At 70.7% G+C, this 25,783-nt stretch carries 23 protein-coding genes; 18 read left to right on the top strand and 5 right to left on the bottom strand.

Annotation, left to right across the window (positions count from 1 at the left end; translation table 11 throughout):
* Positions 1–176: 176 nt before the first annotated feature.
* Both K318_RS25650 and K318_RS24880 read right to left on the bottom strand, forming a co-directional pair.
* On the bottom strand, positions 177–1,097 hold the full coding sequence (locus K318_RS25650) for an NUDIX hydrolase (RefSeq protein ID WP_051298140.1): 921 nt from the start codon (positions 1,095–1,097) through the stop codon (positions 177–179).
* 308 nt (positions 1,098–1,405) lie between these two features.
* On the bottom strand, positions 1,406–2,422 hold the full coding sequence (locus tag K318_RS24880; protein WP_029090331.1) for an Lrp/AsnC family transcriptional regulator: 1,017 nt from the start codon (positions 2,420–2,422) through the stop codon (positions 1,406–1,408).
* Between the two features lie 259 nt (positions 2,423–2,681).
* On the opposite strand from K318_RS24880, the gene K318_RS0116705 reads away from it, so the two are divergent.
* The 4 genes from K318_RS0116705 to K318_RS0116690 all read left to right on the top strand — a co-directional run bounded on the left by K318_RS0116705 (position 2,682) and on the right by K318_RS0116690 (position 7,877).
* Positions 2,682–4,289, top strand: a complete 1,608-nt coding sequence (locus K318_RS0116705) for an ABC transporter substrate-binding protein (RefSeq protein ID WP_029090330.1) — start codon at positions 2,682–2,684, stop codon at positions 4,287–4,289.
* Between the two features lie 79 nt (positions 4,290–4,368).
* Positions 4,369–5,394, top strand: coding sequence for an ABC transporter permease (locus K318_RS0116700; protein ID WP_029090329.1), 1,026 nt, complete (start codon positions 4,369–4,371; stop codon positions 5,392–5,394).
* Positions 5,387–7,078, top strand: a complete 1,692-nt coding sequence (locus K318_RS22745; protein WP_051298139.1) for a dipeptide/oligopeptide/nickel ABC transporter permease/ATP-binding protein — start codon at positions 5,387–5,389, stop codon at positions 7,076–7,078. The genes K318_RS0116700 and K318_RS22745 overlap by 8 nt, the downstream gene beginning before the upstream one ends.
* A gap of 1 nt (position 7,079) precedes the next feature.
* Complete coding sequence (locus K318_RS0116690) at positions 7,080–7,877, top strand: ABC transporter ATP-binding protein (protein ID WP_029090328.1); 798 nt, start codon at positions 7,080–7,082, stop codon at positions 7,875–7,877.
* Positions 7,878–8,133: 256 nt separating this feature from the next.
* On the opposite strand, the gene K318_RS0116685 is transcribed toward K318_RS0116690, so the two are convergent.
* On the bottom strand, positions 8,134–9,324 hold the full coding sequence (locus tag K318_RS0116685; RefSeq protein WP_029090327.1) for a M20 metallopeptidase family protein: 1,191 nt from the start codon (positions 9,322–9,324) through the stop codon (positions 8,134–8,136).
* 192 nt (positions 9,325–9,516) lie between these two features.
* Here K318_RS0116685 and K318_RS0116680 point away from each other — a divergent pair, with 192 nt between their 5' ends.
* The 11 genes from K318_RS0116680 (at position 9,517) to K318_RS0116630 (ending at position 20,581) form a co-directional block, all read left to right on the top strand.
* Complete coding sequence (locus K318_RS0116680; protein ID WP_029090326.1) at positions 9,517–10,728, top strand: M20 family metallopeptidase; 1,212 nt, start codon at positions 9,517–9,519, stop codon at positions 10,726–10,728.
* A 204-nt stretch (positions 10,729–10,932) separates the two neighbouring features.
* The gene (locus K318_RS0116675; RefSeq protein ID WP_029090325.1) at positions 10,933–12,429 is read left to right on the top strand and encodes an MmgE/PrpD family protein; all 1,497 of its coding nucleotides are present in this window, start codon (positions 10,933–10,935) and stop codon (positions 12,427–12,429) included.
* On the top strand, positions 12,429–13,334 hold the full coding sequence (gene prpB / locus K318_RS0116670; RefSeq protein WP_029090324.1) for a methylisocitrate lyase: 906 nt from the start codon (positions 12,429–12,431) through the stop codon (positions 13,332–13,334). The genes K318_RS0116675 and prpB overlap by 1 nt, the downstream gene beginning before the upstream one ends.
* Positions 13,331–14,452 carry a bifunctional 2-methylcitrate synthase/citrate synthase gene (locus tag K318_RS0116665; protein ID WP_029090323.1) on the top strand — a complete coding sequence of 374 codons (1,122 nt, stop codon included), beginning with the start codon at positions 13,331–13,333 and terminating at the stop codon, positions 14,450–14,452. The genes prpB and K318_RS0116665 overlap by 4 nt, the downstream gene beginning before the upstream one ends.
* A gap of 212 nt (positions 14,453–14,664) precedes the next feature.
* A complete protein-coding gene (locus K318_RS0116660; RefSeq protein ID WP_029090322.1) occupies positions 14,665–15,477 on the top strand; it encodes an enoyl-CoA hydratase/isomerase family protein in 813 nt (270 codons plus the stop codon).
* Positions 15,478–15,681: 204 nt separating this feature from the next.
* The gene (locus K318_RS0116655; RefSeq protein WP_029090321.1) at positions 15,682–16,191 is read left to right on the top strand and encodes a phosphoribosyltransferase; all 510 of its coding nucleotides are present in this window, start codon (positions 15,682–15,684) and stop codon (positions 16,189–16,191) included.
* Complete coding sequence (locus K318_RS0116650) at positions 16,188–16,925, top strand: HAD family hydrolase (protein WP_084500352.1); 738 nt, start codon at positions 16,188–16,190, stop codon at positions 16,923–16,925. Before K318_RS0116655 ends, K318_RS0116650 begins: the two co-directional genes overlap by 4 nt.
* Positions 16,926–17,020: 95 nt before the next feature.
* Positions 17,021–18,121, top strand: coding sequence for a Ppx/GppA phosphatase family protein (locus K318_RS22740; RefSeq protein ID WP_084500351.1), 1,101 nt, complete (start codon positions 17,021–17,023; stop codon positions 18,119–18,121).
* A 10-nt stretch (positions 18,122–18,131) separates the two neighbouring features.
* Complete coding sequence (locus K318_RS0116640; protein ID WP_029090319.1) at positions 18,132–19,046, top strand: sugar phosphate isomerase/epimerase family protein; 915 nt, start codon at positions 18,132–18,134, stop codon at positions 19,044–19,046.
* Positions 19,047–19,056: 10 nt separating this feature from the next.
* Entirely contained in the window at positions 19,057–19,890 is an 834-nt protein-coding gene (proC, locus tag K318_RS0116635; RefSeq protein ID WP_029090318.1) for a pyrroline-5-carboxylate reductase, read from the top strand.
* Positions 19,877–20,581: a potassium channel family protein gene (locus K318_RS0116630; protein WP_051298234.1), complete on the top strand. Its 705-nt coding sequence runs from the start codon at positions 19,877–19,879 to the stop codon at positions 20,579–20,581. Before proC ends, K318_RS0116630 begins: the two co-directional genes overlap by 14 nt.
* Before the next feature lie 212 nt (positions 20,582–20,793).
* On the opposite strand, the gene K318_RS23990 is transcribed toward K318_RS0116630, so the two are convergent.
* Together K318_RS23990 and K318_RS0116620 are read right to left on the bottom strand one after the other, a co-directional pair.
* On the bottom strand, positions 20,794–21,936 hold the full coding sequence (locus K318_RS23990; RefSeq protein ID WP_156914084.1) for an endonuclease domain-containing protein: 1,143 nt from the start codon (positions 21,934–21,936) through the stop codon (positions 20,794–20,796).
* Between the two features lie 246 nt (positions 21,937–22,182).
* Positions 22,183–23,568, bottom strand: coding sequence for a TrkH family potassium uptake protein (locus K318_RS0116620; RefSeq protein WP_245579930.1), 1,386 nt, complete (start codon positions 23,566–23,568; stop codon positions 22,183–22,185).
* A 187-nt stretch (positions 23,569–23,755) separates the two neighbouring features.
* Here K318_RS0116620 and K318_RS0116615 point away from each other — a divergent pair, with 187 nt between their 5' ends.
* The 3 genes from K318_RS0116615 (at position 23,756) to K318_RS0116610 (ending at position 25,607) form a co-directional block, all read left to right on the top strand.
* Positions 23,756–24,958, top strand: coding sequence for an acetoin utilization protein AcuC (locus tag K318_RS0116615; RefSeq protein WP_029090315.1), 1,203 nt, complete (start codon positions 23,756–23,758; stop codon positions 24,956–24,958).
* A gap of 222 nt (positions 24,959–25,180) precedes the next feature.
* Positions 25,181–25,279 carry a 30S ribosomal protein bS22 gene (locus tag K318_RS24450; RefSeq protein WP_005504750.1) on the top strand — a complete coding sequence of 33 codons (99 nt, stop codon included), beginning with the start codon at positions 25,181–25,183 and terminating at the stop codon, positions 25,277–25,279.
* Between the two features lie 67 nt (positions 25,280–25,346).
* Positions 25,347–25,607, top strand: a complete 261-nt coding sequence (locus K318_RS0116610) for a glutaredoxin family protein (RefSeq protein WP_029090314.1) — start codon at positions 25,347–25,349, stop codon at positions 25,605–25,607.
* Positions 25,608–25,783 lie beyond the last annotated feature (176 nt).

Genomic DNA, 25,783 nt, shown 5'->3' with positions numbered 1-25,783 from the left:
AGGGTGCGGAGGATCGGGCCGGGCATCCGGCTGGGCATCGGTGCGGGCACTGGAGAGGGGGCGGAGTGCGCGGGGCAGGCGCGGATCAGAGGGGGCGGACAGGAGCTGCCGGAGCGGCGACGTCGGGCCGCCTTCCGCGCCCGCCGGAGCGGGCTCGCAGCGGCGGCACTGTACGGTCATCTCGGCGGCGATCCGGCCTCGGGCACGGCCGAGCGGTAGAGGCGGGGCGGTCTGTGCCGGCCGCCGGTGAGGAACTCCTCGGTCGCGACGATGTGCGGGTCTGCCTTCGCCTGCCGCTGGAAGTTCCCCGGATCGAGCTGGTGGCCCGCGATGCACTCGCCCACTTCGCGCAGCTGCGCGAGGGTGAAGCGCTCACCGAGGACGTCGTGGGCCAGTCGCCCCCAGGTCGTGCCGGTGCGCAGACGCTCGCGGGCGAAGCCGATGATCTCGGCATGGTCGAATGCGAGTGCCGGCAGGTCGTCCGCTGAGAACCAGGCCACGTTCTCGAGCTCCTGCGTGCGAGCCAGTGCTGCGGGGGCGGCCGCCAGCGGGAGCGCCGCCCAGTACACGATGGAGACCACGCGGAGACCGGGGGAGCGGTCGAGCCCGCCGAAGGCCTGCAGCTGCTCGATGGACGACGGCTCCAGACCGGTGAGCGTGCGCAGGTGGTGCCCGGCTGCCTCCTCGAGGGATTCGCGCATGCGCAGGGGCCCGCCGGGCAGCGCCCACAGGCCCAGGAAGGGGTCGCGGATGCGGCGGACCAGGGGGAGCATAAGCCGCAGCCGAGGCGCCGGCCCGTCGCCCGCGCTCGAGACGGCCCCGGGCGCCTCGCCGGGAGGAGGAGCCTCCCCGGGAGAGGGGGCTTCGTCGCGAGAGGGGTCCTTTCCGGGAGGGGTGCACTCGCCGGCGGAAGAGGCCCCCTCGGCGCGAGGGGCGGCTGTGCCGCCCGCGCCTTCCGCGAGCGCGAAGACGACGGTGGAGACGGCGAGCTCCGGGGAGGCGAGCGCGCGCTCGCTCACGTTCGCATGACCCAGGAGTGCATGTGGACGCGCGACTGGGCGGGCTGCGGGCTGCGTGAGCGACCGCGTGCTGTCCATGGATGCCCCTCTCCTCTGCGAGATGTCCCGGTGCGCTGATATTGTGCACACGACAATAACAGACGGCCAGGGCACTGGACAGGCCGCATCGGTGTGACCGAGGGTGAGGCTGTTGCTCACGCCGGGGCGGCATCGGGGACCGGCGAGTGCGCTGACTGCTGCTGATCGGAGACGCGTGCGCCGGTCTCGGGCTCGTCCGAGACCGGCGCAGGGGCCTTCCGCGTGGGACGGTGCCGCTGCGCGGTTCAGCCCGGCGCTGCCGCACAGAGGCTCAGCCCGCCGCTCGGCTCAGCCCTCCGCCGCACCGCTCAATCCGGTGCCGCCCAGGGGACCAGCCCGGCTTCCATGCCGTGTTCGTCGATGAGGTGGCCCATCCGCTTGTGCGTGTGGAGGATGAGGCTGCGGTGCAGCACCCGGACGTCGTGGGCTCCCGTGATCCTGGCCTCCACCTCGACGGCCTCGTCGATGTGGTGCATCCACACCATGGCATACAGGTTGTGCTGGCCGCCTGCCACTGCGGCGCACACCCGTGTGCCGGGCTGCGCGGAGATCGCCGCGGCGATCTCCGTGAGCCGGGTGGCGGGTGCCGCCATGCGCAGTGCGAGGATGTGGGGCCATTCGGAAGCGCCCGGGGCCATGTCCACCCGCTGGGTGAGGAACTTCTGGCGCAGCAGCGCCTTCACGTATCTGCGTGCATGCGTCTCGCTCACGTCCAGGGCCTTGGCCAGGCGTGCGGGCGAGGCTCTGCCGTCCCGTTCGAGCTCCCGCAGGGCCGTGAGCATGCGCGCGGTGCGGAGCGGATCCCCGGGTGCGGCGTCCTCGGGTCCGTGCGCCGGGCGGCGCGGGAGCGCCCCGGTCCGCCAGCGGGAGGCCTCGCGGAACACCTTGGTCCCGGTGCTCGAGCGCACACGGGCCACGCCGGGCACCTGTGCCACCGCGTGGAGGACGGCGCGCAGCTGGGCGACATCGAGTGCGACCACCTCGAGCAGGACGTCGACGTCCCCGTTCGTCTCGTAGACGTTCATGGCGGCCGGCTGCTGCCGCACCTCCGCGCAGACATCGGGGACGGCGCCCACCGCGCACTCGATCTCGATGAGGGAGAGCGTCGCGCCGGACGCCTTGCTCAGATGCGTGGCGATCCAGGCCGCACCGCGCTCGTTCAGCTGCCGCCAGCGGCGGCGCGCGGTCGTCGGGGACACCCCCATGCGCGTGCCGATCTCCGTCCAGGCCCCGCGGGGGTTCTCCTGCATCGCATCGAACAGCTCGAGGTCCGATTCGGTGAATCCGAGGGCGTGCGGGCCTGCGCCGGTGTCTGTTCTCGGCATATGCGACTCCGTTGATGGATGAATCGTGCATCTGCGGGCGCGCCGCGAATGGGTGAATAGGCTCACAACTGTAGAGGAAGCAGGGATGACGATCCGCCGATGCGCACTGCCGCAGGCGGGACGCATCATGGGACCTGCGTCACATATAATCTGAACGACTGATCGATCAGGACACCGCGGCCTGGCCTGCCGATTCAGCTCCCCCGCACTGCCGCGGGGGCCGCATCGGCTTGGCGCAGACCGCTCACCAGGAGGAATCATGACCACCACTCCCACCGCGGCACCGCCGCGCAGAAGCTTGCCGGGCAGACGCCGGGCCGCCGGGATCGCGGCTGCCCCCGTGGCCCTCGCCCTCCTGGCCTCCGGCTGCACGACGGGCGGCGGAGGCTCCGGCGCGGGCGGGGACGGCGAGTACTCGACCGACACCATCCGGACGGCGATGATCGCGGACCCCAACAGCTTCAGCCCGCTCAACGCCTCGGGTGTGAGCGCCTACAACGTCTCCTCCATGCTGTACGGGACGCTCCTCTACCAGGACGAGGACAACACCACGACCGGCGGCCTCGCGAGCGAGTACGAGCTCGACCCGAACGGCGGCACCCTCACCATCCGGGAGGGCGCGACCTGTGCCGACGGCACGGAGATCACGCCCACGGTCGTCGCGGACTCCCTGCAGGCCTTCGTCGAGAACTCGCGGCAGAAGGAGATCGTCTTCGGCCCCGGAGCTCCGAGCTTCACCCCCGATGACGCCGCGGGCACGCTGAGCATCGAGCTCGAGCAGCCGTGGGCGGACATGGAGCGGGGCCTCACGCTGTCGGAGACCGGGATCGTCTGCCCGGCGGGCCTCGAGGACCTCGAGGCGACCGCGGCCGGCGAGGTCGAGGGCGCCTTCTCCGGCGCCTACACGCTGGCGAACAACCAGCCCGGCGTCTCGATCGACTTCGAGCTCCGCGAGGAGGGCTTCACCTTCCCCGAGTACAGCACGCCGGCCGAGGGCGCGCCGGCCAAGAACGTGAACTTCGCGATCATCGCCGACTACAACGCGATGGCCAACGGCCTGCTCACGGACACTCTGGACTACGCCACGCTCGTGGGCGAGTCGATGCACCGCGTGGCCGGCGAGGAGGGCTTCGAGACCTCGATCTACCCCGCGACGGCGATGTTCGTGATGTTCAACGAGCGCGAGGGCATGCCGCTGGCCGATCCGGAGAAGCGCCGGGCCGTGGCCCAGGCGATCAGCCGTGAGGCCTTCAACGACGCCGCCACGGACGGCGACGGCGAGGTGCTGTCCAGCTACGTGCCCACCGAGGTCGCGTGCGCCTACACCGGCGATCTCCCCATCCAGCAGGACGCCGAGGCCGCGGCCGAGGTCCTCGAGGGCGAGTCGCTGAAGATGATCGGCACGCAGGCGACCGGCCCGAACGGCGCGGGCAACTCCTACATCTCGCAGGCGCTCGGCGAGGCGGGCGCGGAGGTCGACCTCCGCAACGTGGACAACACCACGTGGGCCACCGAGCTCGATTCCAAGCCCGAGGGCTGGGACCTCACGATCATGAACCTGCTCAACCTGTCGCGGACGCAGTACGGAGGGCTGAGCCAGTTCACGGGCTCCGCTCCCGAGGACGGCGGTCGCAACTCGACCGGTGCGCAGCGCGCCGAGGTCATCGAGAAGGTGAACGAGGCGATGGCGGAGCCGGACGAGGCCGCCCGGTGCGCGATCTACGAGGAGATCCAGACCGGGCTCCTCGAGGACGCCGCGATCGTCCCGCTGTCCACGCTGCCGGCCCAGCCCACCACCGCGGAGGGCTTCAGCATCCGTCAGTTCAACGGCACGGTGTCCCTCATGTCCATGCGGATCACCGCCTGATGCCCTGTGAGCGCGGAGGCGGGCGGCGCGCCCGCCTCCGCGCTCGTCCGTCCTCGACGCCGAAGGGAAGCGAGGCCCCATGACCCTGGTGAATTCTGCGGCGACGCAGGTGCCGCACCGCGTGTCGTTCAAAGCCCCCAACAGACTCGTGCACCACCCCTGGGCGCGCTTCGCCCTGCGCCGCGGAGGCGGCTTCCTCCTGTCGTTCGCGATCCTCGTGGTCGTGACGTTCCTCATCGTCCCGCTCCTGCCCGGCGACCCCGCCGTCGTGGCGGCGGGCGAGGGCGCGACCCAGGAGCAGATCGCCCAGACCCGCGAGGCGCTGGGCCTCGAGCAGCCCCTGCTCGTCCAGTTCTGGCAGTACCTCGTCGGCATCTTCACGCTGGACATGGGCTACTCCTTCGCCTCGGGCACCACCGTCACCGCGGCGGTGTTCTCCCGGCTGCCGTTCACGGCGGAGATCGCACTCCTCGCGGTCGCGGCGATGCTCGTGGTGAGCATCCCGCTGGGCATGGGGGTCGCGATCGTCACCCGCGGCGGCCGCAACGCCTGGGTCGACCATGTGTTCAATGCGCTCACGAGCCTCGTCTACGCGGTTCCCAACTATGTGCTCGCGACGCTCATGATCTACGTCCTCGCGATCAGGCTGGGCTGGTTCCCCGCGGGCGGAGCGGCGACGCTCGACGCCCTCGTGCTGCCCACGGTCGCGATCATGCTCGGCCCCGCCTGCGTGATCGCGCGGGTGGTGCGGCGCGAGGCGGTGACCATCCTCGAGCAGGACTACGTGCGGACCGCCCGCGGCTGGCGGCTGAGCCCCTGGCGCGTGAACCTGCGCTACGTGTTCCCCAACCTGCTCACCACCACGCTCACGCTCTCCGGCCTCATCCTCGCGGGCATGCTGGGCGGTGCCGTCGTCATCGAGACCGTGTTCGGCTGGCCGGGCCTGGGCAAGGGCGTCGTGGATGCGATCATCATGCGCGACTATCCGGTCATCAGGGGCATCGTGCTCCTGCTGGGCGTGCTCGCGACCCTGCTCATCATCGTCGTCGACGTCATCCTCGCGATCGTCGATCCCCGGAATCTCGGAGGGAGCGCCCATGACTGAGGCACGCCGACCGCTGCTGCGCCCGGGTCTGCTGATCGGGCTCATCCTCTTCGCCGTCGCCGTCGCGACCGCGATCATCGCCCCGCCCCTCGTGGCGGACGCCGCGAACACCCTCACCGACAACCGGCACCAGCCGCCCTCGGGCGGGTCCTGGCTCGGGACGAACGCCTTCGGCCAGGACAATGTGGCCCGCGTCCTCGTCGCGACCAGGCTCACGCTCATCATGACGGTCATCGCCTCCGCGATCTCCGTGGTGCTGGGCGTCGTCGTCGGCGTGTCCATCTGGCTCGCACCCGGCCGGGTGCGCGAGTGGTGCCTGCGCATCCTCGAGTCGGCCGTCGCCTATCCCACGCTCATCACGGCGCTCATCATCGCCGCGGTGCTCCTGCCCGGTGCCACGACCGCCGTCATCGCGATGGGCGTGGCGGGCATCCCGGGATTCGCCCGGGTGACGGCGAACCTCGCCCAGCAGGTGTCCAACAGCGACTACTTCATCACCGCACGGTTCCTCGGCGTGCCCGCGCGGAGGCTCGCCACCCGCCACATGATCCCGGCGATGGCCGAGCCGCTGCTCATCCTCTCGACCACGGTCTTCGCCACGACGCTCGTCGAGATCTCGGCGCTGTCCTTCGTCGGCCTCGGCGTCCAGGTGCCTCAGTACGACCTGGGCTCGCTGCTCAACGACAGCCTCGATGCGCTCTACACCCAGCCCATCGAGGCCGTGGGACCGGCGATCATGATCGTCCTCATGTCCGTGGCCGCGATGTTCGTCGGCGACGGACTGGCGGCGAATGCGAATCCGCGCGCGGCGCGCGCCTGGGTGCCGCGCAGGCCCCAGGCGCAGGCTGCTGCGGCCCTCGCGACCGGTGACGAGGCTCTCGTCCGGGTGCGCGATCTCCGCGTGGCCGGCTCCAAGGACGGTGAGCGGCTCGAACTGGTCCACGGCATCGACCTGCACATCGACCGCGCCGAGATCCTGGGCATCGTCGGCGAATCGGGCTCCGGCAAATCGCTCACCGCCATGTCGATCGCCGGGCTCGCCGCCGATGACCTCGATGTGCAGGGGGCAGAGCTGCGTGTCGGCACGATGAACATGCTCGGCACCCCGGCGCCGGCGGAGCTCGCGCAGACGATCAGCATCATCTACCAGGACCCCGGCACCACCTTCAGCCCCTCGCTGAAGATGGGCGCACAGCTCACGGAGGTGCTCCGCACCCATATGGGCAGGGGCAGGGCCGAGGCGCGCAGGATCATGGTCGGGGCGCTCGCGAGCGTGGGCGTGACGCTGCCGGAGAAGCGCATGCGGCAGTACCCCTACGAGCTCTCCGGCGGCATGCGCCAGCGCGCCATGATCGCCAGCGCGGTCGTGACCGAACCCGCGCTCATGATCGCGGACGAGCCCACGACCGCCCTCGACGTCACCGTCCAGGTCGATGTGCTCCGGCAGTTCCGCCGGCTGCGCGATGAGAACGGAACGGCGATCCTGTTCATCTCCCACGACATCGGCGTGGTGCAGGAGCTCTGCGACCGCGTCCTGGTCATGCGCAGGGGCGAGGTGGTCGAGGAGCTGCGACCGGAGCAGATCCGCAGCCGCGAGGTGAGCCATCCCTACACCCGCAGCCTGCTGGACGCGGTTCCGGTGCTCAGCGCGGCTGGAGCCGCGCACGTGAGAGAGGAGGACTGAGATGACAGCAGGGACAGCCGCCGCCGAGGCGGTGGGCACAGCCGTCGTCAGCTGCCGGGACGTCGTGGTGGAGTTCGGGGCGGCCCGGGTGCTCCACGGAGTGTCTGCGGAGGTTCGGCAGGGACGGGTGGTGGGCCTCGTCGGCGAGTCCGGCTCCGGGAAGTCGACGCTCGCGAAGGCCATCGTGGGCATGAACAGAATCGCCTCCGGCGAGCTCTGGATCGACGGGGAGGAGGTGTCCCGGGCCTCGCGCTCGCAGCGTCACCGGCTCTACCGGAAGGTCCAGTATGTGCCGCAGGACCCCTACTCCTCGCTCAACCCCCGGCGCACCATCGGACAGACGCTGGCGGAGGCGATCGACCCCGTGGGCGGGACGCCGCGCCGGCACACCGAACGGATCGCCGAGGCGCTCGAGGCGATGTGGCTCGACCCCTCGGACGCGCGGAAGTACCCGCACGAGTTCTCCGGCGGTCAGCGCCAGCGGATCGCGATCGCGAGGGCGCTCCTCGTGGACCCCTCGCTCATCGTCGCGGACGAGATCACCTCCGCCCTGGACGTCTCCGTGCAGGCCGAGGTCATCCGCGTGCTGCAGGAGCTCAAGCAGGACGGAGAGCGCTCGATGCTCTTCATCACCCACAACCTGGCGGTGGCGCAGGAGGTGTGCGATGACGTGGTCGTCATGCTCCACGGGGAGATCGTGGAGAACGGGCCCACCGAGCGGGTGTTCCGCAGTCCTGAGAGCGAATACACGCAGAAGCTCCTCGACTCCGTTCCCGGCGGCCCGGGATTCTCCCTGTGAGATGAGTGCGCATCCATGACGCGAATGTTCGCCGGGGCATGAATGTGCCGACGAATTCTCCTGTGGGGATCGCTTATGTCCGGAATGCGGGAGGTGTCGTGTCGATTCTGAATGCACGCTGTGATTCGCAGGCGTGCTGTGAATGCGAGAGACCCTGACGCGAATGTGAGGGGCACAGACAGATTCTCTCTGCCTGTGCCCCTCGCACACGTCTCCGCGCCGATGCGGCTGCTTCAGTGTGCGCGGCCCTCGCCGTTCAGCGCTGGGCCGTGAGCGAGTTCCACGCGAGTGCGGCCAGGGCGGCCGCCTGTTCGCCCAGGAGGCCGTCGTCGAACTGCACCTTGGGGGAGTGGTTGCTCGCCGCGCCGGGCTCGATGCCTTCGGGCACCGCACCCAGGAAGACGAAGGTCCCGGGCACCTCCTGGAGCACGTAGGAGAAGTCCTCCGAGCCCATGCGCGGCTGCTCCATGAGACGCACCCGCGCCTCGCCGAACATCCCGGTGAGGACCCGCAGCGACTCCTCCGTCTCCTCGGCGGTGTTCACGGTGGGCGGGTAGAGGTCCGCGAAGTCCACCTCGGCCGTGCAGCCGTGGGTGGCGGCGACGCCCTTTGCGACCTCGGCGCTGCGGGTCCGCACCCGGTCGAGCGACTCCCGGGACAGGGTGCGGATCGAGGCGCCCACCTCGGCCGTCTCCGGGATGACGTTGATGGCGGCGGAGCCGCGCAGCTGGGTGACGGAGAGGACCACGGGGTCGAAGATGTCGAACTCCCGCGTGACCAGCACGTTCAGTGCGGACACGAGTTCCGCGGCGGCGGGCACGGGGTCCACGTTCAGATGCGGCGCGGAGCTGTGGCCGCCGCGTCCGCGGATGGTCACCCGCAGTTCCGCGACCCCGGCCATGATCGGCCCGGGACGGGTGGCGAAGACCCCGCGCTCGCTGGACACCACATGGATGGCATAGGCCGCGGCCGGCCTCTCGCCCGTGAGCTCGAGGAGGCCCTCCTCGATCATCGGCTCCGCTCCGCCCCCGGCCTCCTCGGCCGGCTGGAACATGAAGACGATGCTGCCGGGCAGCTCTGCGCGATGGGCGTGGAGGAGGCGTGCCGCGCCCACGAGCCCGGCGGTGTGCATGTCGTGGCCGCAGGCGTGCATGTTCCCGTTGGCCGAGGCGTACTCGAGCCCGGTCTCCTCTGCGACGGGCAGACCGTCCATGTCTCCGCGCAGCAGCACGGTGGGGCCGGGCCTGCCGCCTCTCAGGACCGCGGCGACCGAGGTCAGCGAGGTGCCTGTCGTGATCTCGAGGTCCAGCCCCGCAAGAGCGTCGAGCACCTGCTGCTGGGTGCGGGGCAGGTGGCGGCCCAGTTCGGGGTCGGCGTGCAGCCGGCGTCGCAGCGCCACGAGGTCGGAGAGGTGGGAGGCGGATTCGGTGAGGAAATCGGGCGTCATCGCTCCTGCTTTTCGAAGAGGGGCTCCCCGCGCGGACGGCGCGGTGAGTGTGCATTCGCATCCTCGCACGGAGAATGTCGACGATCAATGCTCGGATGCCTGCGGAAAACGGCGCAGGAATGCGTATGCTTGAATGGTGGGTTTCGCTCGCGCAATTCTGTCAGGAAGGAATCGAATCAGGTGAAGGGGCGCATGACGACGGATACGGCCGAAGAAGTGGAAGCGGCGGTCGCAGAGCTGCGCGCGGTGCATCTGCCGCAGGTGCGCAGCACCCTCGAGGAGGTCGCCGCAGACCTGCATGCGAGGCCGGAGATCCGCTTCGAGGAGCGCTTCGCCGCACAGCGTCTGACGGGGGAGCTCGAGGCCGCGGGATTCGCCGTCGAGCGCGGCACCGCCGGCCTGGAGACCGCCTTCGTCGGACGCTGGTCCACCCGCGGCGCCGGAGACTCCACCCCCACGATCGCCGTCTTCTGCGAATTCGACGCGCTCGAGGGCATCGGGCACGCCTGCGGGCACAATCTGATCGCCGCGTGCGGCCTCGGCGCCGGCCTGCTCCTCACCCGTGCCCTGTCCGCGCAGGGCGCGCCCGAGGCCCACGTCGTGGTGATCGGCTCGCCGGGCGAGGAGGGTGCGGCGGGCAAGGTCCCGATGATCGAGGCGGGAGTGCTCGACGGCGTGGACCTCGCGATCATGATCCACCCCGCCGGCGGGAACGCGGTGGGCGGGACCAGCCTGTCCCGGGTCGCGCTCGATGTGGACTTCCGCGGGCGGGCCAGCCACGCCGCAGGTGCTCCGGAGCGCGGCATCAACGCGCTGGACGCCTCCACCCTCTCCCTCACCGCGATCGGCCTGCTCCGCCAGCAGCTGCCCGACGATGTGCGCGTCCACGCGATCGTCACGGACGGCGGGCAGGCGCCCAACATCATCCCCGAGCACACGGCGCTGAGGTGCTTCGTCCGAGCCGCGGACAATGCGGTCCTCCTCGACGACGTGGTCCCGCGGGTGCAGCGCTGCTTCGAGGGGGCGGCCCATGCGACCGGATGCGAGGTGGAGATCGCCCAGAACACGCCTCCCTATCTCTCCCTGGTCTCGAACCCCACCCTCACCGGGCTCAGCCGGCGCGCGTTCCTCGCGACGGGGCGCACCCTCGCAGGCGGGGACGCGGGTTCGGGTTCGACGGACATGGGCAACGTGAGCCAGGTCGTGCCTGCCGTCCACCCCATGATCTGCCTGGCGGAGGGGGTCTCCCCGCACACGCGGGAGTTCGCCTCCGCTGCCGGGGAGGCGGAGACTGCGTCGCCGGTGATCGCGGACGGCGCCGTCATCCTCGCCGCGATCGCGCTCACGGTGTTCGGGGATCCGGCGCTCGCGGAGCAGGCGCAGGCGGAGTTCGCGGCGGGGTGAGGGCGAGGCGCGCGCCGGAGCTCCCGGGCTGGTCCGGCCTCGGGCGAGCGACCGCCGCGGGGCTCCCAGGCAGGGGCGTCCTCGCCCGGATCGCGGACCGGAGCAGAAATTATCTCGACGTCAAGATATGATGGTGACCGATACCACCGCGGGTCGGTGCTGCCGATCGCAGAGGATCGACCCTGACTTGAAGGAGAGCAGTCGATGATCGACCACGAAGTCCGGACGCACAAGAGCTCGGAGAACCTCGCCCGCGAGGACCAGCTCGCCTGGAAGATCGCCGAGGTTGCAGCCGACGATGTCGCCGTCGTCCCCGAGGTCGAGGACATGGTCATCAACCGTGTCATCGACAACGCCTCGGTCGCAGCGGCCTCGGTCCGCCGTTCCGCCCCCACCCACGCCCGTGAGCAGGCGCAGACGCACCCCATGAAGCCGGGCGCGCCCGTCTTCGGCCTCTCCCTGGACGAGACGGTCTCGCCGGAATGGGCCGCCTGGGCCAACGGCGTGGCTGTGCGCGAGCTCGACTTCCACGACACCTTCCTCGCGAAGGAGTACTCGCACCCCGGCGACAACATCCCGCCGATCCTCGCCGTCGCCCAGCACAAGGGCATCGGCGGCGCCGAGCTGGTCCGCGGCATCGCGACCGGCTACGAGATCCAGGTCGACCTCGTCAAGGGCATCTGCCTCCACGAGCACAAGATCGATCACGTCGCGCACCTCGGGCCCTCGGCCGCAGCCGGCATCGGCACGCTGCTGCACCTGCCCACCGAGGTCATCTTCCAGGCCGTGCAGCAGGCCCTCCACGTGACGACGGCCACCCGCCAGTCCCGCAAGGGCGAGATCTCCTCCTGGAAGGCCCACGCACCGGCGTTCGCCGGCAAGATGGCCGTGGAGTCCGTGGACCGCGCGATGCGCGGCGAGGGCGCGCCCAACCCCATCTACGAAGGCGAGGACGGGGTCATCGCCTGGCTGCTCTCCGGCCCCGAGGCCCGCTACACCGTGCCGCTGCCGGCCAAGGGCGAGGCCAAGAGGGCCATCCTCGACACGTACACCAAGGAGCACTCCGCGGAGTACCAGGCGCAGGCGCTCATCGATCTGGCCCGGAAGATCGGCGCGCAGATCGAGGACTTCTCGAAGATCCGCAAGGTCACCATCCACACCTCGCACCACACGCACAACGTGATCGGCACCGGTGCGAACGACCCGCAGAAGATGGACCCCAAGGCCTCGCGCGAGACCCTGGACCACTCGATCATGTACATCTTCGCGGTCGCCATGGAGGACCAGGCCTGGCACCACGAGCGCTCCTACGCGCCGGAGCGCGCCGGCCGTCCGGAGACCATCGAGCTCTGGCACAGGATCGAGACCCGCGAGGATCCGGAGTGGACCCGTCGCTACCACTCGACGGACCCGGACGAGATGGCCTTCGGCGGCAGTGTGGAGATCGAGTTCGAGGACGGGACCACGCTCGTCGACGAGCTCGCGGTCGCGGATGCGCACCCGGCAGGCGCCCGGCCCTTCGTCCGCGAGAACTACATCGAGAAGTTCCGCACCCTGGCCGAGGGCATCGTGAGCGAGGCGGAGCAGAACCGCTTCCTCGACCTCGCGCAGAACCTCTCCAGCCTCTCCGGTGAGGAAGTCCGCCAGCTCTCGTTCGTCGTCGACGGCCTCGCGCACACCGGCTCGAAGGGCATCTTCTGATGCTGGGCGCCATCACACCGGCCCACGATCGCCGCAGGCGATTCCGCGAGCTGCTGGCGGGCGAGGAGATCGTCCAGTTCCCCGGCGCGATCAACCCGCTCAACGCCCAGCTCATCGAGCAGTCCGGGTTCGAGGGCGTCTACATCTCCGGCGGTGCGTTCTCCGCCGCGCAGGGGCTGCCGGACATCGGGCTGACGACGCTCACGGAGGTCGTCGACCACGGCCGGAACATCTCCCGCGTGACCAATCTGCCCACGTTCATCGATGCGGACACCGGCTGGGGCGAGGCGATGAACGTCGCCCGCACCGTACAGGAGTTCGAGGACGCGGGGCTCTCCGGCCTCCACCTCGAGGACCAGGTCAACCCCAAGCGGTGCGGCCACCTCGACGGCAAGGAGGTCGTGTCCACGGCGGAGATGGTCAAGCGGATCTCCGCCGCCGCGAAGGGCCGCCGTGACGAGAACTTCGTCATCTGCGCCCGCACGGACGCCCGCGCGGGCGAGGGCCTGGACGCGGCGATCGAGCGGGCCAAGGCCTACATCGACGCCGGCGCGGACATGATCTTCCCCGAGGCCATGCGCGACCTCGGTGAGTTCGAGACCTTCGCCGAGGCCGTGGACGCGCCGATCCTCGCCAACATGACCGAGTTCGGCAAGAGCGAGCTGTTCACCACCGAGCAGCTGAAGAGCGCGGGCGTGCGCCTCGTCATCTACCCTGTCACTACGCTCCGGCTGGCGATGGGTGCGATCAGGGACGGTCTGCAGGCCATCCGCGCCGAGGGCACACAGGCCTCCGTCGTGGATCGCATGCAGACCCGCGCGGACCTGTACGAGACGATCGACTACGGGGCGTACAACGAGTTCGACGCCGACGTCTTCAACTTCTCCCAGGAGGGACACAAGTGACTGAGCAGGAGATCAAGAAGGGCCTGGCCGGTGTCGTCGTCGACACCACCCGGGTCTCGAAGGTGGTCCAGGAGACCAACTCCCTGACCTACCGCGGCTATCCCGTGCAGGAGCTCGCGGCGAACTGCAGCTTCGAGGAGGTCGCCTACCTCATCTGGAACGGCGAGCTGCCCACGCAGGAGCAGCTGGGCGAGTTCACGGCCCGCGAGCGCGGCCAGCGGGCGATCTCGCAGGAGCTCGTCGACCTCATCCTCACGCTGCCGCAGGACACCCACCCCATGCACGTGGTGCAGACGGCCGTGGCGTACCTGGGCGCGGTGGACCCCGAGGCCGAGGAGGAGGGCGAGGAGGCCAACCGCCGCAAGGCCGAGCGCCTCTACGCCCAGCTGCCGACCGTCGTCGCCATCGACCACCGGCGCCGCCACGGACTCGAGCCCATCGCCCCGAGCGCGGAGCTGAGCTATGCGGAGAACTTCTTCCACATGGTCTTCGGCGAGGTGCCGGAGCCGGAGGTCGTGCGCTGCTTCGACATCTCGCTCATCCTCTACGCCGAGCACTCCTTCAACGCCTCCACGTTCACCGCCCGCGTCATCACCTCGACGACCTCGGACATGTACTCGGCGGTCGCCGGTGCGGTGGGGGCGCTCAAGGGCGCGCTGCACGGCGGTGCGAACGAAGCGGTCATGGCGATGCTCGAGGAGGTGGGCACCGCGGATGCGGCGAGCGCCTGGATCGACGACGCGCTGGCGAAGAAGGCCAAGATCATGGGCTTCGGCCACCGCGTCTACAAGAACGGCGACTCGCGTGTGCCGACCATGCGCAAGGCGTTCGAGGAGATGGTGAAGGTCAAGGGCGCCGACGACCTGCTCGCGCTGTACAACGCGTTCGAGGAGGACTTCGTGGGCCGGAAGGGGATCTACCCCAACCTGGACTACCCCTCGGGTCCGGCCTACCACCTCATGGGCTTCGACACCCCGCAGTTCACGCCCATCTTCGTGATGAGCCGCATCACCGGCTGGACGGCGCACATCATGGAGCAGCAGGCCTCCAATGCGCTCATCCGCCCGCTCTCGGCCTACGACGGCGCCGAGCAGCGTTCGGTCCCGACCGAGCGCTGACCGCCGCCTCAGTTCAGAGCGTCGCGAAAGCTCGCAGCAGCCGTGCGATTGCGTGGCGATCCTGAGCTCTCGCGGCACGACTCCGGCCGGTGCACCCCATGCGGGTGTCCCGGCCGGAGGCGTCTCCGGGCGCCGTTCGTTCCCGCGCAGTCGCTCTGTGCTCGCGCACCCCTGCCTGCCGTCCCGCCCCTCATTCGGAAGGACTCGCCTCCATGACCACGCCCACTCCCGCCTCCGCGCAGCCCGGCCCGGCGCAGCCCGGCCCGGACCTGCCCCTCGTCGAGGGCCTCCGCTTCGCGCTCGAGGACGGCATCGGCACGCTCACCCTCGACCGGAACGCCAAGCTCAACGCGCTGTCCCGTCCCATGTGGCAGGCGCTGCCGGCGATCGTCGCCGCGATCGACGCCGCGCCGGAGGTCCGCGTGCTGATCCTGCGCGGCAGCGGCGGGAACTTCTCCGCGGGCTCGGACATCGGGGATCTCGATGTCCCCCTGGAGGAGTTCTGGGCGGTGAACTCCGCCGCCGAGGCCGCTCTGGCCGAATGCGATGTGCCCACCATCGCGGCCGTCGAAGGGGTGTGCGTGGGCGGCGGCACCGAACTCGCCGCGGCCTGCGATGTGCGGATCGCCGCACCCGGCTCGCGGTTCGGGATCACGGCGGCGAAGCTGGGGCTCGTCTACCCGCCGGGGCCCACACGGCGCTTCGCGGCCGCGATCGGGGAGTCATGGGCGCGGTACCTCCTGCTCACGGCCTCGCTCATCGGCACGGAGAAGGCCGAGCAGCTCGGCTTCCTGCACGAGGTCGCGGACGATCCGTACGCGGCGGCGAGGGCGACGGCCCGGCGGATCGCAGGCCGCTCCGCGTTCAGCCAGACGGGCCTCCTGCGGATCCTGCGGGGCGAGGAGCCGGATCCGGCGGGCTGGCTGGGCGAGACCTATCCGACAGAGCTGGGCGAGGGGCAGGAGGCGTTCTTCGGCAAGCGCGCTCCGGAGTTCGGCTTCTCCCGGCAGGACTGGCGGGGCTGAGGAGGAGCCGCGCCCGCGGGCGCGCAGCCGGGCGGACCCGTGGGCCCGCGCGCGGACGGCGGAGCAGAGCGGGGCACCCACTACGATGTCACTGCGGCCGGAGCGTGCGAGACCCGTGCGCACCGGCCGGACGGCGCACCCGCAACAGCGAGTGCGCCTCGGGCTCCGCGCCCCACGAGACCCCGGCAATGCGAAGGACACCCCATGACCCAGGCCTACCACGCGGACTCCAGCGAGCTCGAGGACAAGGAGATCCTGACCTGGGAGCGGTTCGGCTCCGCCTCCCGTGAGCTCGCACAGACGATCGCGGACTCCGACTTCGAGCCGGAGATCGTCATCGCGATCGCCCGCGGCGGCCTCCTGCCCGCAGGCTCGCTCGCATACGCGCTGGGCCTGAAGCTCTCCGACGCCATCAACGTGGAGTTCTACACCGACGTCCACCAGACCCTGCCGGACCCCGTCCTGCTGGCGCCCATGCTGGACACCGAGTCCATCAGGGACAGAAAGCTGCTCGTCGTGGACGATGTCGCGGACTCCGGCCGCACGCTCGCCCTCGTCCTCGATCTGCTGGCGGACCACGGCGCACAGGCCCGCTCCGCCGTCATCTACGCGAAGTCCGCCTCGGTCGTCGAGCCGGACTTCGTGTGGCGGCGCACGGACGAGTGGATCGTCTTCCCCTGGTCCGCCGAGGAACCGGTCACCCCCTCGCGATGAGGAGCGCAGACCAGCGTCTCGCGGAAGGGCCCGCGAGCCTCGCGGAGAGCCGGGCGGCGGCGACGGACCTGCCCTACGCGGCGGTGCTCTTCGACTGCGACGGCGTTCTCGTGGACTCCGAGTCCCTCACCCAGTCGGTCCTCCGCGACATGCTCGAGGAGCTCGGCTGGCGTCTCACGCACGAGGAGTGCATCAGCCGCTTCGTGGGCAGGGCCCTCAAGGACGAATGGCGGGTCATCGAGGAGCACACCGGCGTCCGCATCGACGAGGCGTGGCTCGCGGGCTTCCGCCGGCGCCGCGACGACGCCCTTCGTGCCGGTCTCACCGCGATCCCCGGCATCGAGGCGGTGCTGGCCTCGGTGGTCGGGGCCTACGGGGAGCGCACCGCCGTCGCGACCGGCGCCGACCGCGCCAAGTGCGAGCTGCAGCTGAGCCTCACCGGCCTCGGGCGCTTCTTCTCCGGCCGGGTCTTCTCCGGGATGGAGACCCCCCGCTCCAAACCGGCCCCCGATGTGTACCTGGCGGCCGCGGCCGCGCTCGGGATCGATCCGCACCGGACCGCGGTGGTCGAGGACACCGCGACCGGGGTGAGGGCCGGTGTCGCGGCGGGGGCGCGCGTGTTCGCCTATTCCGCGGGCCTGCCGGCGAGCACGCCGCCGGAGGCGCTGCTGGCCGCGGGAGCCGCCGAGGTCTTCTCGGACATGCGCGAGCTGCCCGCGCTGCTGGGGGTCTGAGCCGAGCCGGTTAGGCCCTCCGCGCTGTGCGCCGCATGCGCATTCCGTGTGCGTCCCGTGCGCTGGTCGGGCGCTTCCCGGACTACACTGGCGGTGTGCGCCTCGCAGTCCTCGACATCGGTTCCAACAGCGTCCACCTCCTGGTGGTCGATGCTCATGTGGGCGCTCCGCCGCTGCCCGCCACCAGCCACAAGGAGGTGCTGCGGCTCGCGGAGTACCTCAAGGACGACGGTTCGATCTCGACCTACGGGCAGAACCGGCTCGTGGACTTCGTGCGCGAGGCGATCACCATCGCGGAGAACCAGGGCTCGGAGCAGATCCTCGCGTTCGCCACGTCCGCCATCCGCTCCGCGCCCAACGGCGAGGAGACGATCCAGCTCATCAACGAGCAGACCGGAGTCGCCCTCAACGTCATGAGCGGCGAGGCCGAGGCCCGCATCACCTTCCTCGCCGTCCGCCGCTGGTTCGGCTGGTCCGCCGGCGGCATCCTCCTCCTCGACATCGGCGGCGGCTCGCTGGAGATCGCGGCCGGGCGCGACGAGTACCCGGACGCCGCGCTGTCCGTGCCCCTCGGGGCCGGCCGGATGCACCGGGACTTCCTCGCCGGCGACATGCCGGACCTCGCGGACGTCGACCGCCTCCGCCGGCACGCGCGCTACACCGTCGGCCGGATCGCCGGCCAGATCAACCGGGTGGGCCGCCGCGACAAGGTCGTGGGCTCGTCCAAGACCTTCCGCTCGCTGGCCCGGATCGCGGGCGCGGCCCCCAGCAACGCCGGCATCTTCGTCCCGCGCACGCTCAAGCGGCGGGATCTGCCCGGCATCATCGACGAGCTCATCCAGCGCACGCCCGAGGAGCGCGCGCAGCTGCCGGGCGTCTCGGAGGCGCGGGCCGGCCAGGTGCTCGCAGGTGCCATCGTCGCAGAGGCCGCCATGACGGTGTTCGACGTCTCCACCATGCACATCTCCCCGTGGGCGCTGCGCGAGGGCATCATCATGCGCCGCCTCGACCTCCTCGACTCCTCGGAGACGGTCTCGCCGACCCGGGGCGAGCTGCCGGGCGCGCTCGGCGGCGCGCATGCGGACGCGGCGGCCCGCCTCCCGACCACCGCGGTGTCCGCAGCCGCGACACACAGCTCTGCCGCGACGCACAGTCCCGCCGTCCCGACCGCCGGATCCGGTGCCGTCCTCCTGTGAGTGATCCCCGATGAGCCGCCCCCGCCACAGACGCAGACCCTTCACGGTCCCCAACTCCGCGCGGGCGAACTCCCTGCGCCACCGGGAGGTCCTCGACCTCCAGAACGTCCCGGCGGCCGATGAGCATCGCTCCGTGCACCCCATCCGGATCGGACTCTCCACCTCCTCCGTCTACCCCATGACGGTGCGTGAGTGCTTCGACGCCGCCGCCCGCCTCGGCTACGACGGCGTCGAGGTGATGATCACGAACAGCGAGGACACGCAGAATCCGGAGCTCATGCGCCTGCTCGTGCGCTCCACCGGTCTGCCGATCATGGCGATCCACGCCCCCACGCTCCTCTTCCTGCCCCGCGTCATGCACCGCGACCACTGGGAGAAGCTGCGGCTGACCGCACAGCTGGCCAAGGACGTGGGCGCGGAGACCGTGGTGCTCCATCCGCCGTTCCGCTGGCAGGGCGACTACGCGCGGCGGTTCGTCCCCGGGGTCCGCGAGATCGCGCAGGAGACGGGCGTCGCACTCGCGGTGGAGAACATGTATCCGTGGCGCGCGGGCATCCGCGAGGTGCTCGTCTACTCGCCGGACTGGGACAACACCCACCAGGACTACGACGACGTGACCTTCGACTTCTCCCACGCCTCGACCGCGGGCGTGGACGCGCTGGCCGCCGTGCGGACGCTGTTCCCCAAGCTGCGGCACGTGCACCTCACCGACGGCTCCGGCTCCCTCTCGGACGAGCACCTCGTGCCGGGCCGGGGGCGGATGCCGGTCGCGGAGACGCTCCAGTACCTCGCCAAGCACGACTGGGCCGGCGATGTGGTCGTCGAGGTCAACACCCGCTTCACCGCGCGGCGGTCCACGCGCAATGCGATGCTCGCGGAGTCCCTGGCCTTCGCGCGCAGGCACCTGGGGCTCGCGAGCGTGTAGCCTCGACGCCATGACGATCGCGTTCATCGGCACAGGCAATATGGGCGGCGCGCTGCTGCGCGGGATCCTCGCGGGAGGACAGCCCCCCGGCGAGGTCATCGCCACCACCCGCTCGGCCGCCTCGGCGGAGGCCCTGGAGGCGGAGACCGGGGTCCGCGCGCTGGCACTCGAGGCGGACCCGGACGCCAACCGCACGGCGGTCGCGGGGGCGAAGTTGGTCTTCGCGGGAGTGAAGCCCTGGCTGCTCTCGGAGACGCTCGCCGGGGTTGCGGACGTGCTGGCCCCCGGCGCCGTCATCGTCTCTATGGCCGCGGGCGTGGACAGCGGGACGATCCGGCGCGCGGTGCCGGACCACCCGGTCGTCCGCATCATGCCGAACACGCCGTCGGCGGTGGGCCACGGAGTCATCTCGCTGGCCCCGGACGCGGACGCCTCCGCCGAGAGCGTCGCGGCACTCACCGTCCTGCTGGAACCGGTGGGCCTCGTGGTGCCGGTCGAGGAGGCACAGCTGCCGCTGCTCACGGCGATCTCCGGCTCCGGGGTCGCCTACTTCTTCCTGCTGGCCGAGCACCTGGTCACTGCGGCGGTGGAGCGCGGGCTCGACCCCGAGGTCGCCGCTCGCACCGTCGCCGCCACGGCCGAGGGAGCGGGCCGCCTGCTCGCGGACACGCCCGATCCCGCCGCCCTGCGCAGGGCCGTCACCAGCAAGGGCGGGACGACCGCGGCGGCGCTGGACTCCTTCGCCGCCGAGGGGCTCTCGGGGCTGGTCGCACGCGCGGTGCAGGCCGCCGAGGACCGCTCTCTGGAGATGGAGGAGGAGAACCGTGCCGCTGTGGGGCGCTGAGCGGAAGCGGCGCCGGTCCCGGCCCACACAGGACGACGAGCACTCGGCGGTCCTCGTGGTGGGCCTGGGGAGATTCGGCTCGTCCACCGCGCGGACGCTGCTGCGGCTGGGGCGCGAGGTCATGGCGATCGAGCGCAGCCCCGAGCTCGTGCAGGAGTTCTCCGGCACGCTCACCCATGTGGTGGAGGCCGACGCGACGAACATCAGCGCGCTCAAGCAGATCGGGGCGGGGGACTTCTCCACGGCAGTCGTGGGGATCGGCTCCTCCGTCGAGGCGAGCGTGCTCACCACCGCGAACCTCATCGACCTGGGCGTGGAGCAGATCTGGGCGAAGGCGATCTCGGCCGCGCACGGGAAGATCCTGCGGCGGATCGGCGCGGAGCACGTTCTGTACCCCGAGACCGAGGCCGGCGACCGGGTGGCCCACCTCGTGAGCTCCCGGATGCTCGACTACATCGAGTTCGACGGCGGTCACTTCGCGGTCGTGAAGATGCGCGCGCCCAAGGAGATTCACGGCCTGACGTTGGGGGAGTCCGGCATCCGCGCCAAGTACGGGGTGACGGTCGTGGGCATCAAGTCCCCGGGGAAGGACTTCACATATGCCGCGCCGGAAACGCGGGTGAGCAGCCAGGACGTGCTCATCGTGGCGGGCAACGTCCAGCAGCTGGGGGCTTTCGACGCCCGGCCGTAGAGCGTTCTGCCCATCCCCGTTGTCGTCTGCCGACTCCGTGCTGGGTCGCCCGCTCAGTCCGCCGCCCATCTCCGTTGTCGTCTGCCCTGCGAACGCGGAATCCGGCGTTTCGCGTTGGCAAGGCAGACGAAGATCCCGAAGCGCTGGCGCTGGCGCTGGCGCGGGGAGGCGGGTGCGGCGTGCGCAGGGTGCCGCCCGCCTCCCTGCGGCGCTCAGGCCGGAGGGGTGATGGTCGCTGCGACACCGCGGTCCGCGAGCGCACGGGCGATCAGGCTCACAGCCTGCGCGTCCGAGGTCGTCTTCGTAATGCGGATGTACGTCCATCCCAGCGAGACGAACTCCCGTTCGCGGCGGATGTCGTGCTCCCACTGCCAAGGGTCCGTGCGGTGGTGCTCGCCCTCGTACTCGATCGCGATCTTGAGCTCGGGGTATGCGAGGTCCGGGTGGTACACCGCGCTGCCCACATCGACGGGAGGGGAGACGACGGGCTCGGGCAGGCCCACCTCGGTGATCGTGAGCCGGAGGTGCGTCTCCCGGGGCGAGCCCACTCCCGCCCGGGCATGCTGCAGCGCCTCTCCCAGCGCGGTCCTTCCCTTGAATCGGCGCCACTCCGGCAGCTTCCGTCCGAGCTCCTCGGGCGTCGTGTAGGCGGCGGAGTGCCAGGGACCGCAGAGGCAGTCGAGGACCTCGACGAGCTGCTTGCGGGTGAGCGCCCGGGAGATCTGCCGCAGGGTCTGCCCCGGTGCGGTGACCGCGATGCCGTACAGACGCCAGGTCTCGAGCTCCCTCCTCACATGGTGGACGCGGAACCCGGGCAGGCGGCTGTGGGACCGCATGGGCGTGATGTCGATCCTCTCGTCCGCCGAGGCGGGCACCGGCCAGCCGCAGAAGCGCGCGGCGGAGAGGTGCGAGAGCACCAGACCGGGGTTCCGGAGCTGAAGTGCCGCGACGCGGGTGCGCATCTCCTCCCAGTCGTCCTCCTCCCAGAGGGGCACCGCCATCAGGGCTGTGGCCGTGGGATGGGCGAACACGCCCCGGACCACCGGACGTCTGCGCGGACGCGACTGCACCGCCGAGGGCGGGAGGCCGTGTGCGGCCGCAGTGCGCGGTGTGACGAGGACGGGCACCCGGATCTGCTTCTCCCGACAGCTCCATGTCCCCAGACTGGGGTGCCGGGCCGAGCGCGGACGCGGGGCCTCGGGGTGCTCCGGCACCGGCTGCGGCCGCCCGCCTGCGTGGACCTGTGAAGCGCCGGTCGGAGGTGTCCCGGACAGAGGGGTGCCGGGGTGCTCGACGGGGTGTGCGGGGGCGTGGCCGTGAGGCGGGGACTCTGCGTACGGAGATCGAGTGCTCATGGCGGTCAGCCAAGGGAAGCGGTGCCGCTGTGTCCAGGGCACCATTCCTCCTGTGGAGAGCTGCGCGACGGTCCACAGGTGCAGTGACGCATCTCGACCCGGTTCCTGCCCTGCCGTGTGACGCACGGCGAAACCGTCGCGCTGCCGGCGTCCGCGTGCGGTTCCCACGCCGCTGAGGGGTGGTGCGGCTCCGGGACCTGGCGGCTCGGGGACCTGGCAGCTCGGGAGACCTGGTGGCCCGGGACCTCAGCCGACGATGGGGCGCTCCTCGGGGTAGCGGTACAGGCGGGTGCGCGAATAGCGCGAGAGCGCCGTCGCCAGCGTGATCGTCCCCAGGCGGCCCACCAGCATGAGCACGGAGAGCACGTAGAGGGCGGAGTCCGGCGCCTCCGCGGTCACCCCCGAGGTCAGCCCGCACGTGGCGAAGGCGCTGATGACCTCGAAGAGCACGAGGTCGAGCGGATGCTCCGTGAGGGTCAGCATGACGATGGTGCCCACGAAGACCACCGAGGCGCCGGCGAGCAGGACGGACACCGCCAGGCGCACGGAGGTGGGGGCGATGCGGCGGCCGAAAGCCGTTGCGTCCGTCGTCCCGCGGGCCTCCGCGACGGCGGCGAGCACGAGAACCGCGAGCGTGGTCACCTTGATCCCGCCGGCGGTCGAGGACGAGCCTCCGCCGATGAACATCAGCACATCGAAGACGAGGTGCGAGGCCTGGGTCATCTCCGCCATCTCCATCGTCGCGAAGCCGCCGGAGCGGGGCATGATCGCCATGAACAGGGCCTCGAGGCCGGTCTGCGCCCAGTCCTTGCCGCCCAGGGTGCGCGGGTTGCCGGCCTCGAAGACCAGCTGGAGCACGAACGCCGCGAGCACGAGGATCGCCGAGGTCGTGAGCGTGAGCTTCGTGTGGAGGTCCCAGCGCCGGGGGCGGTTCCAGTACACGGCGATGATGAAGATGACGGGGAAGCCCAGCGAACCCACGAAGACGCTCGCCGCGATGACCAGGAGGATCCAGGGGTCGTCGGCGAAGTGCTCCATGCCGCCGGGGTGGATGGTGAAGCCGGCATTGTTGAACGACGAGATCGCATAGAAGACCGCGTGCCACAGGGCGTCCGGCCAGGACTCCCCGCGCATGAGGAAGCGCGGCAGCAGCAGGAGGACGATGACGGCCTCGACCGAGAGGACGGTGATGAACACCGCGCGGAGCAGCGTGCCCACGCGACCGAGCGAGGACGTGCCGGTGGCCTGGGCGGCGATCATGCGCTGGCGCACGCCGAGCCGCTTCGACATCGCCATGCCGAGGAGGGAGGCCAGGGTGAGGATGCCGAGGCCGCCCACCTGGATGCCCAGGATGATGACGCCGACGCCGAAGTCGGACCAGTAGTCCTGGGTCTCGACGGGAGTCAGGCCTGTGACGGAGACGGCGGAGACGGCGACGAAGACCGCGTTCGGCAGCGAGCGCTCCTCCGGGTCCTCATAGGACACGGGCAGGGAGAGCAGGACCACGAACACGAGGACGACGAGGCAGAACGCCCCGATCGCGAGGCGCGCGGGACTGGTCCCCGCGAGGTCGTCGACGAAGTCCCGCAGACCCCTGATCAGCCGCCGCAGGCGGGTTCCCTTGGGATTCACGTGGCCCATCGTAGCCGCGACAGGAATGCCGAGGACGCGAATGCACTCGGCCGGCGCTCGCGTCCTGGATTCTGCCGGGTGACCAGCCAGCAGGAGGGCTGAGCCCGGGATGCGAGTGCAGGGGCGCCGCGTTCGCCTCCTCAGGCAGGCCGAGCCGGGCCGGCCGTGTGCGGTTAGAGTGGGGGCCATGAGCAGCCGTGATCTCGATCTCTTCGTGGCCTGGGGAGACGCCTTCACCGAGTACGACTTCGGTCCGAGCCACCCCATGCACCCGATGCGGCTCGATCTCACGGCCAAGCTCGCCGGTGAGTACGGACTGTTCGACCACCCGCGGATCACGGTCTCGGACATCCCGGACGTGGACGAGGACTTCCTGCGGCGCATCCACACCGGGGACTTCATCGCTGCGGTCAGGCACGCGGGCACCACCGCCTCGCTCGACGAGGAGTTCCAGCGGGAGTGGGGCCTGGGCACCGAGGACGTTCCCCGCTTCGAGCGGATCCACGAGGCCTCGGGCAGGATCTTCCAGGCGGGCGTCGAGGTGGGCCGGGCGGTGGCGAGCGGGCGCTACCTGCGCGCAGTGAACTTCTGCGGCGGGATGCACCATGCGATGAGCGACCGGGCGGCAGGGTTCTGCGTCTACAACGACGTCGCCGCCACCGTCACGACGCTGCTGGACGCCGGGTATCACCGGATCGCCTACGTGGACTTCGACGCGCACCACGGCGACGGTGTGGAGACTCTCTTCTGGGACGACCCGCGCGTCCTCACCGTCTCGTTCCACGAGAACGGCCGCTTCCTCTTCCCGGGGACGGGCTTCGCCAATGACATCGGGGGCATGCAGGCGGCGGCCTCGGCCGTGAACGTCGCCCTGCCTCCGCGCACCGACGACCCGGACTGGCTGCGCGCGATCGACGCCGTCCTCCCGCAGGTGCTGCGCGGCTTCGAGCCGCAGATCCTCGTCACCCAGCACGGCTGCGACGGGCACCGGAGCGATCCGCTCACGCACCTGCGTCTCAGCGTCGATGCGATGCGGGAGTCCGCGCTGCTGGCCCGGAGCTTCTCCGAGGAGCTGTGCGACGGCCGCTGGATCGCCACCGGGGGAGGGGGGTACTCGATCCTCGACGTGGTGCCGCGGGCGTGGACCCAGCTCATCGCGATCGCCGCGGGCGCGGACATCGATCCGCTCTCCGAGCTGCCCTCGCGCTGGCGGAAGTACGCCGAATCGCTCGTGGGGCGCGACTCCCCGCTCGTGATGACAGACGGCTTCGACGGCTCCTTCCGCTCCTGGTCGCACGGCTACGATCCCGAGGCGGACATCGACCGCGCCGTCATGGCGACCCGTAAGAGCATCTTCCCCTTCTTCGGGTTAGATGCGTACTACGACTGATGAGGCGCGTGCTGGGAGCCGGTGACGCGGCTGCCCGCGACTACGATTGACGCTGTATAGACGAGGCGCGCGCTGGTAGCCGGTGACGCGGCTGCCCGCGCCTGTGACTGGTGCGGCACATGTTTTTGCCCTCCCGCGCTCTGCGGCGATATGATTGACCGGCTATGTTCCGCCGGTGTCGCGCTCGCGTTCACCGGAACTTCGAGTCCGTGAGGTTTGCCTGTGGGTTCCGTCATCAAGAAGCGTCGCAAGCGTATGTCGAAGAAGAAGCACCGCAAGCTGCTTCGCAAGACCCGCCACCAGCGTCGCAACAAGAAGTAAGACTTCTTGACCAAGCAGACCCCGTTCGGCACATCGCGTCGGCGGGGGTTTGTTTTGGGAGGGCCCTGTGAGCTGTGAGATCACGGTGGTGACGCGCGCCGAATGCGGTCTGTGCGAGGCCGCCGAGGCCGTCGTCGCCCAGGTGGCGGCCGCGCGGCCGGTCACCGTCACGACGGTGGACGTGGACGCGGACCCGGAGCTGAGGGCCAAGTACGACTGGGACGTTCCGGTCGTGCTGGTCGACGGCAGGCAGGTGGGCTTCCATCGGATCGACAGGGCGCGGCTGGAACGGGCAGTCGACGCGCGGCTGGCCGCGGCCTCCGGCTGAGGCGCTCGCGACCGGGAGTGCGCACCGCGTGCAGACTCCGCGCGGCCCGTAGGGGCAGCGGCGTCCACCGGTGCGATCGCTGAGTGAGACGGTCGCGCACGGCTTCCGGACAGCCCGCGGCGACGCGGTGCGCTTCGGGTAGCTTGTGCGGAGCCCGCACGGACCTGCCGCAGCCC

This window comes from Brevibacterium album DSM 18261 (genome assembly GCF_000426445.1).
Classification (GTDB): domain Bacteria; phylum Actinomycetota; class Actinomycetes; order Actinomycetales; family Brevibacteriaceae; genus Brevibacterium; species Brevibacterium album.
The sequence above is the reverse complement of the archived record's forward strand: the minus strand, read 5'-3'. Positions and strand labels throughout refer to the sequence as shown.

Bases quoted from the DNA above. Each gene is read 5' to 3' on its own strand.
- K318_RS25650 (WP_051298140.1), bottom strand. From the start codon at position 1,097: ATGGACAGCACGCGGTCGCTCACGCAGCCCGCAGCCCGCCCAGTCGCG.
- K318_RS24880 (WP_029090331.1), bottom strand. From the start codon at position 2,422: ATGCCGAGAACAGACACCGGCGCAGGCCCGCACGCCCTCGGATTCACC.
- K318_RS0116705 (WP_029090330.1), top strand. From the start codon at position 2,682: ATGACCACCACTCCCACCGCGGCACCGCCGCGCAGAAGCTTGCCGGGC.
- K318_RS0116700 (WP_029090329.1), top strand. From the start codon at position 4,369: ATGACCCTGGTGAATTCTGCGGCGACGCAGGTGCCGCACCGCGTGTCG.
- K318_RS22745 (WP_051298139.1), top strand. From the start codon at position 5,387: ATGACTGAGGCACGCCGACCGCTGCTGCGCCCGGGTCTGCTGATCGGG.
- K318_RS0116690 (WP_029090328.1), top strand. From the start codon at position 7,080: ATGACAGCAGGGACAGCCGCCGCCGAGGCGGTGGGCACAGCCGTCGTC.
- K318_RS0116685 (WP_029090327.1), bottom strand. From the start codon at position 9,324: ATGACGCCCGATTTCCTCACCGAATCCGCCTCCCACCTCTCCGACCTC.
- K318_RS0116680 (WP_029090326.1), top strand. From the start codon at position 9,517: ATGACGACGGATACGGCCGAAGAAGTGGAAGCGGCGGTCGCAGAGCTG.
- K318_RS0116675 (WP_029090325.1), top strand. From the start codon at position 10,933: ATGATCGACCACGAAGTCCGGACGCACAAGAGCTCGGAGAACCTCGCC.
- prpB (WP_029090324.1), top strand. From the start codon at position 12,429: ATGCTGGGCGCCATCACACCGGCCCACGATCGCCGCAGGCGATTCCGC.
- K318_RS0116660 (WP_029090322.1), top strand. From the start codon at position 14,665: ATGACCACGCCCACTCCCGCCTCCGCGCAGCCCGGCCCGGCGCAGCCC.
- K318_RS0116655 (WP_029090321.1), top strand. From the start codon at position 15,682: ATGACCCAGGCCTACCACGCGGACTCCAGCGAGCTCGAGGACAAGGAG.
- K318_RS0116650 (WP_084500352.1), top strand. From the start codon at position 16,188: ATGAGGAGCGCAGACCAGCGTCTCGCGGAAGGGCCCGCGAGCCTCGCG.
- K318_RS0116640 (WP_029090319.1), top strand. From the start codon at position 18,132: ATGAGCCGCCCCCGCCACAGACGCAGACCCTTCACGGTCCCCAACTCC.
- proC (WP_029090318.1), top strand. From the start codon at position 19,057: ATGACGATCGCGTTCATCGGCACAGGCAATATGGGCGGCGCGCTGCTG.
- K318_RS23990 (WP_156914084.1), bottom strand. From the start codon at position 21,936: ATGAGCACTCGATCTCCGTACGCAGAGTCCCCGCCTCACGGCCACGCC.
- K318_RS0116615 (WP_029090315.1), top strand. From the start codon at position 23,756: ATGAGCAGCCGTGATCTCGATCTCTTCGTGGCCTGGGGAGACGCCTTC.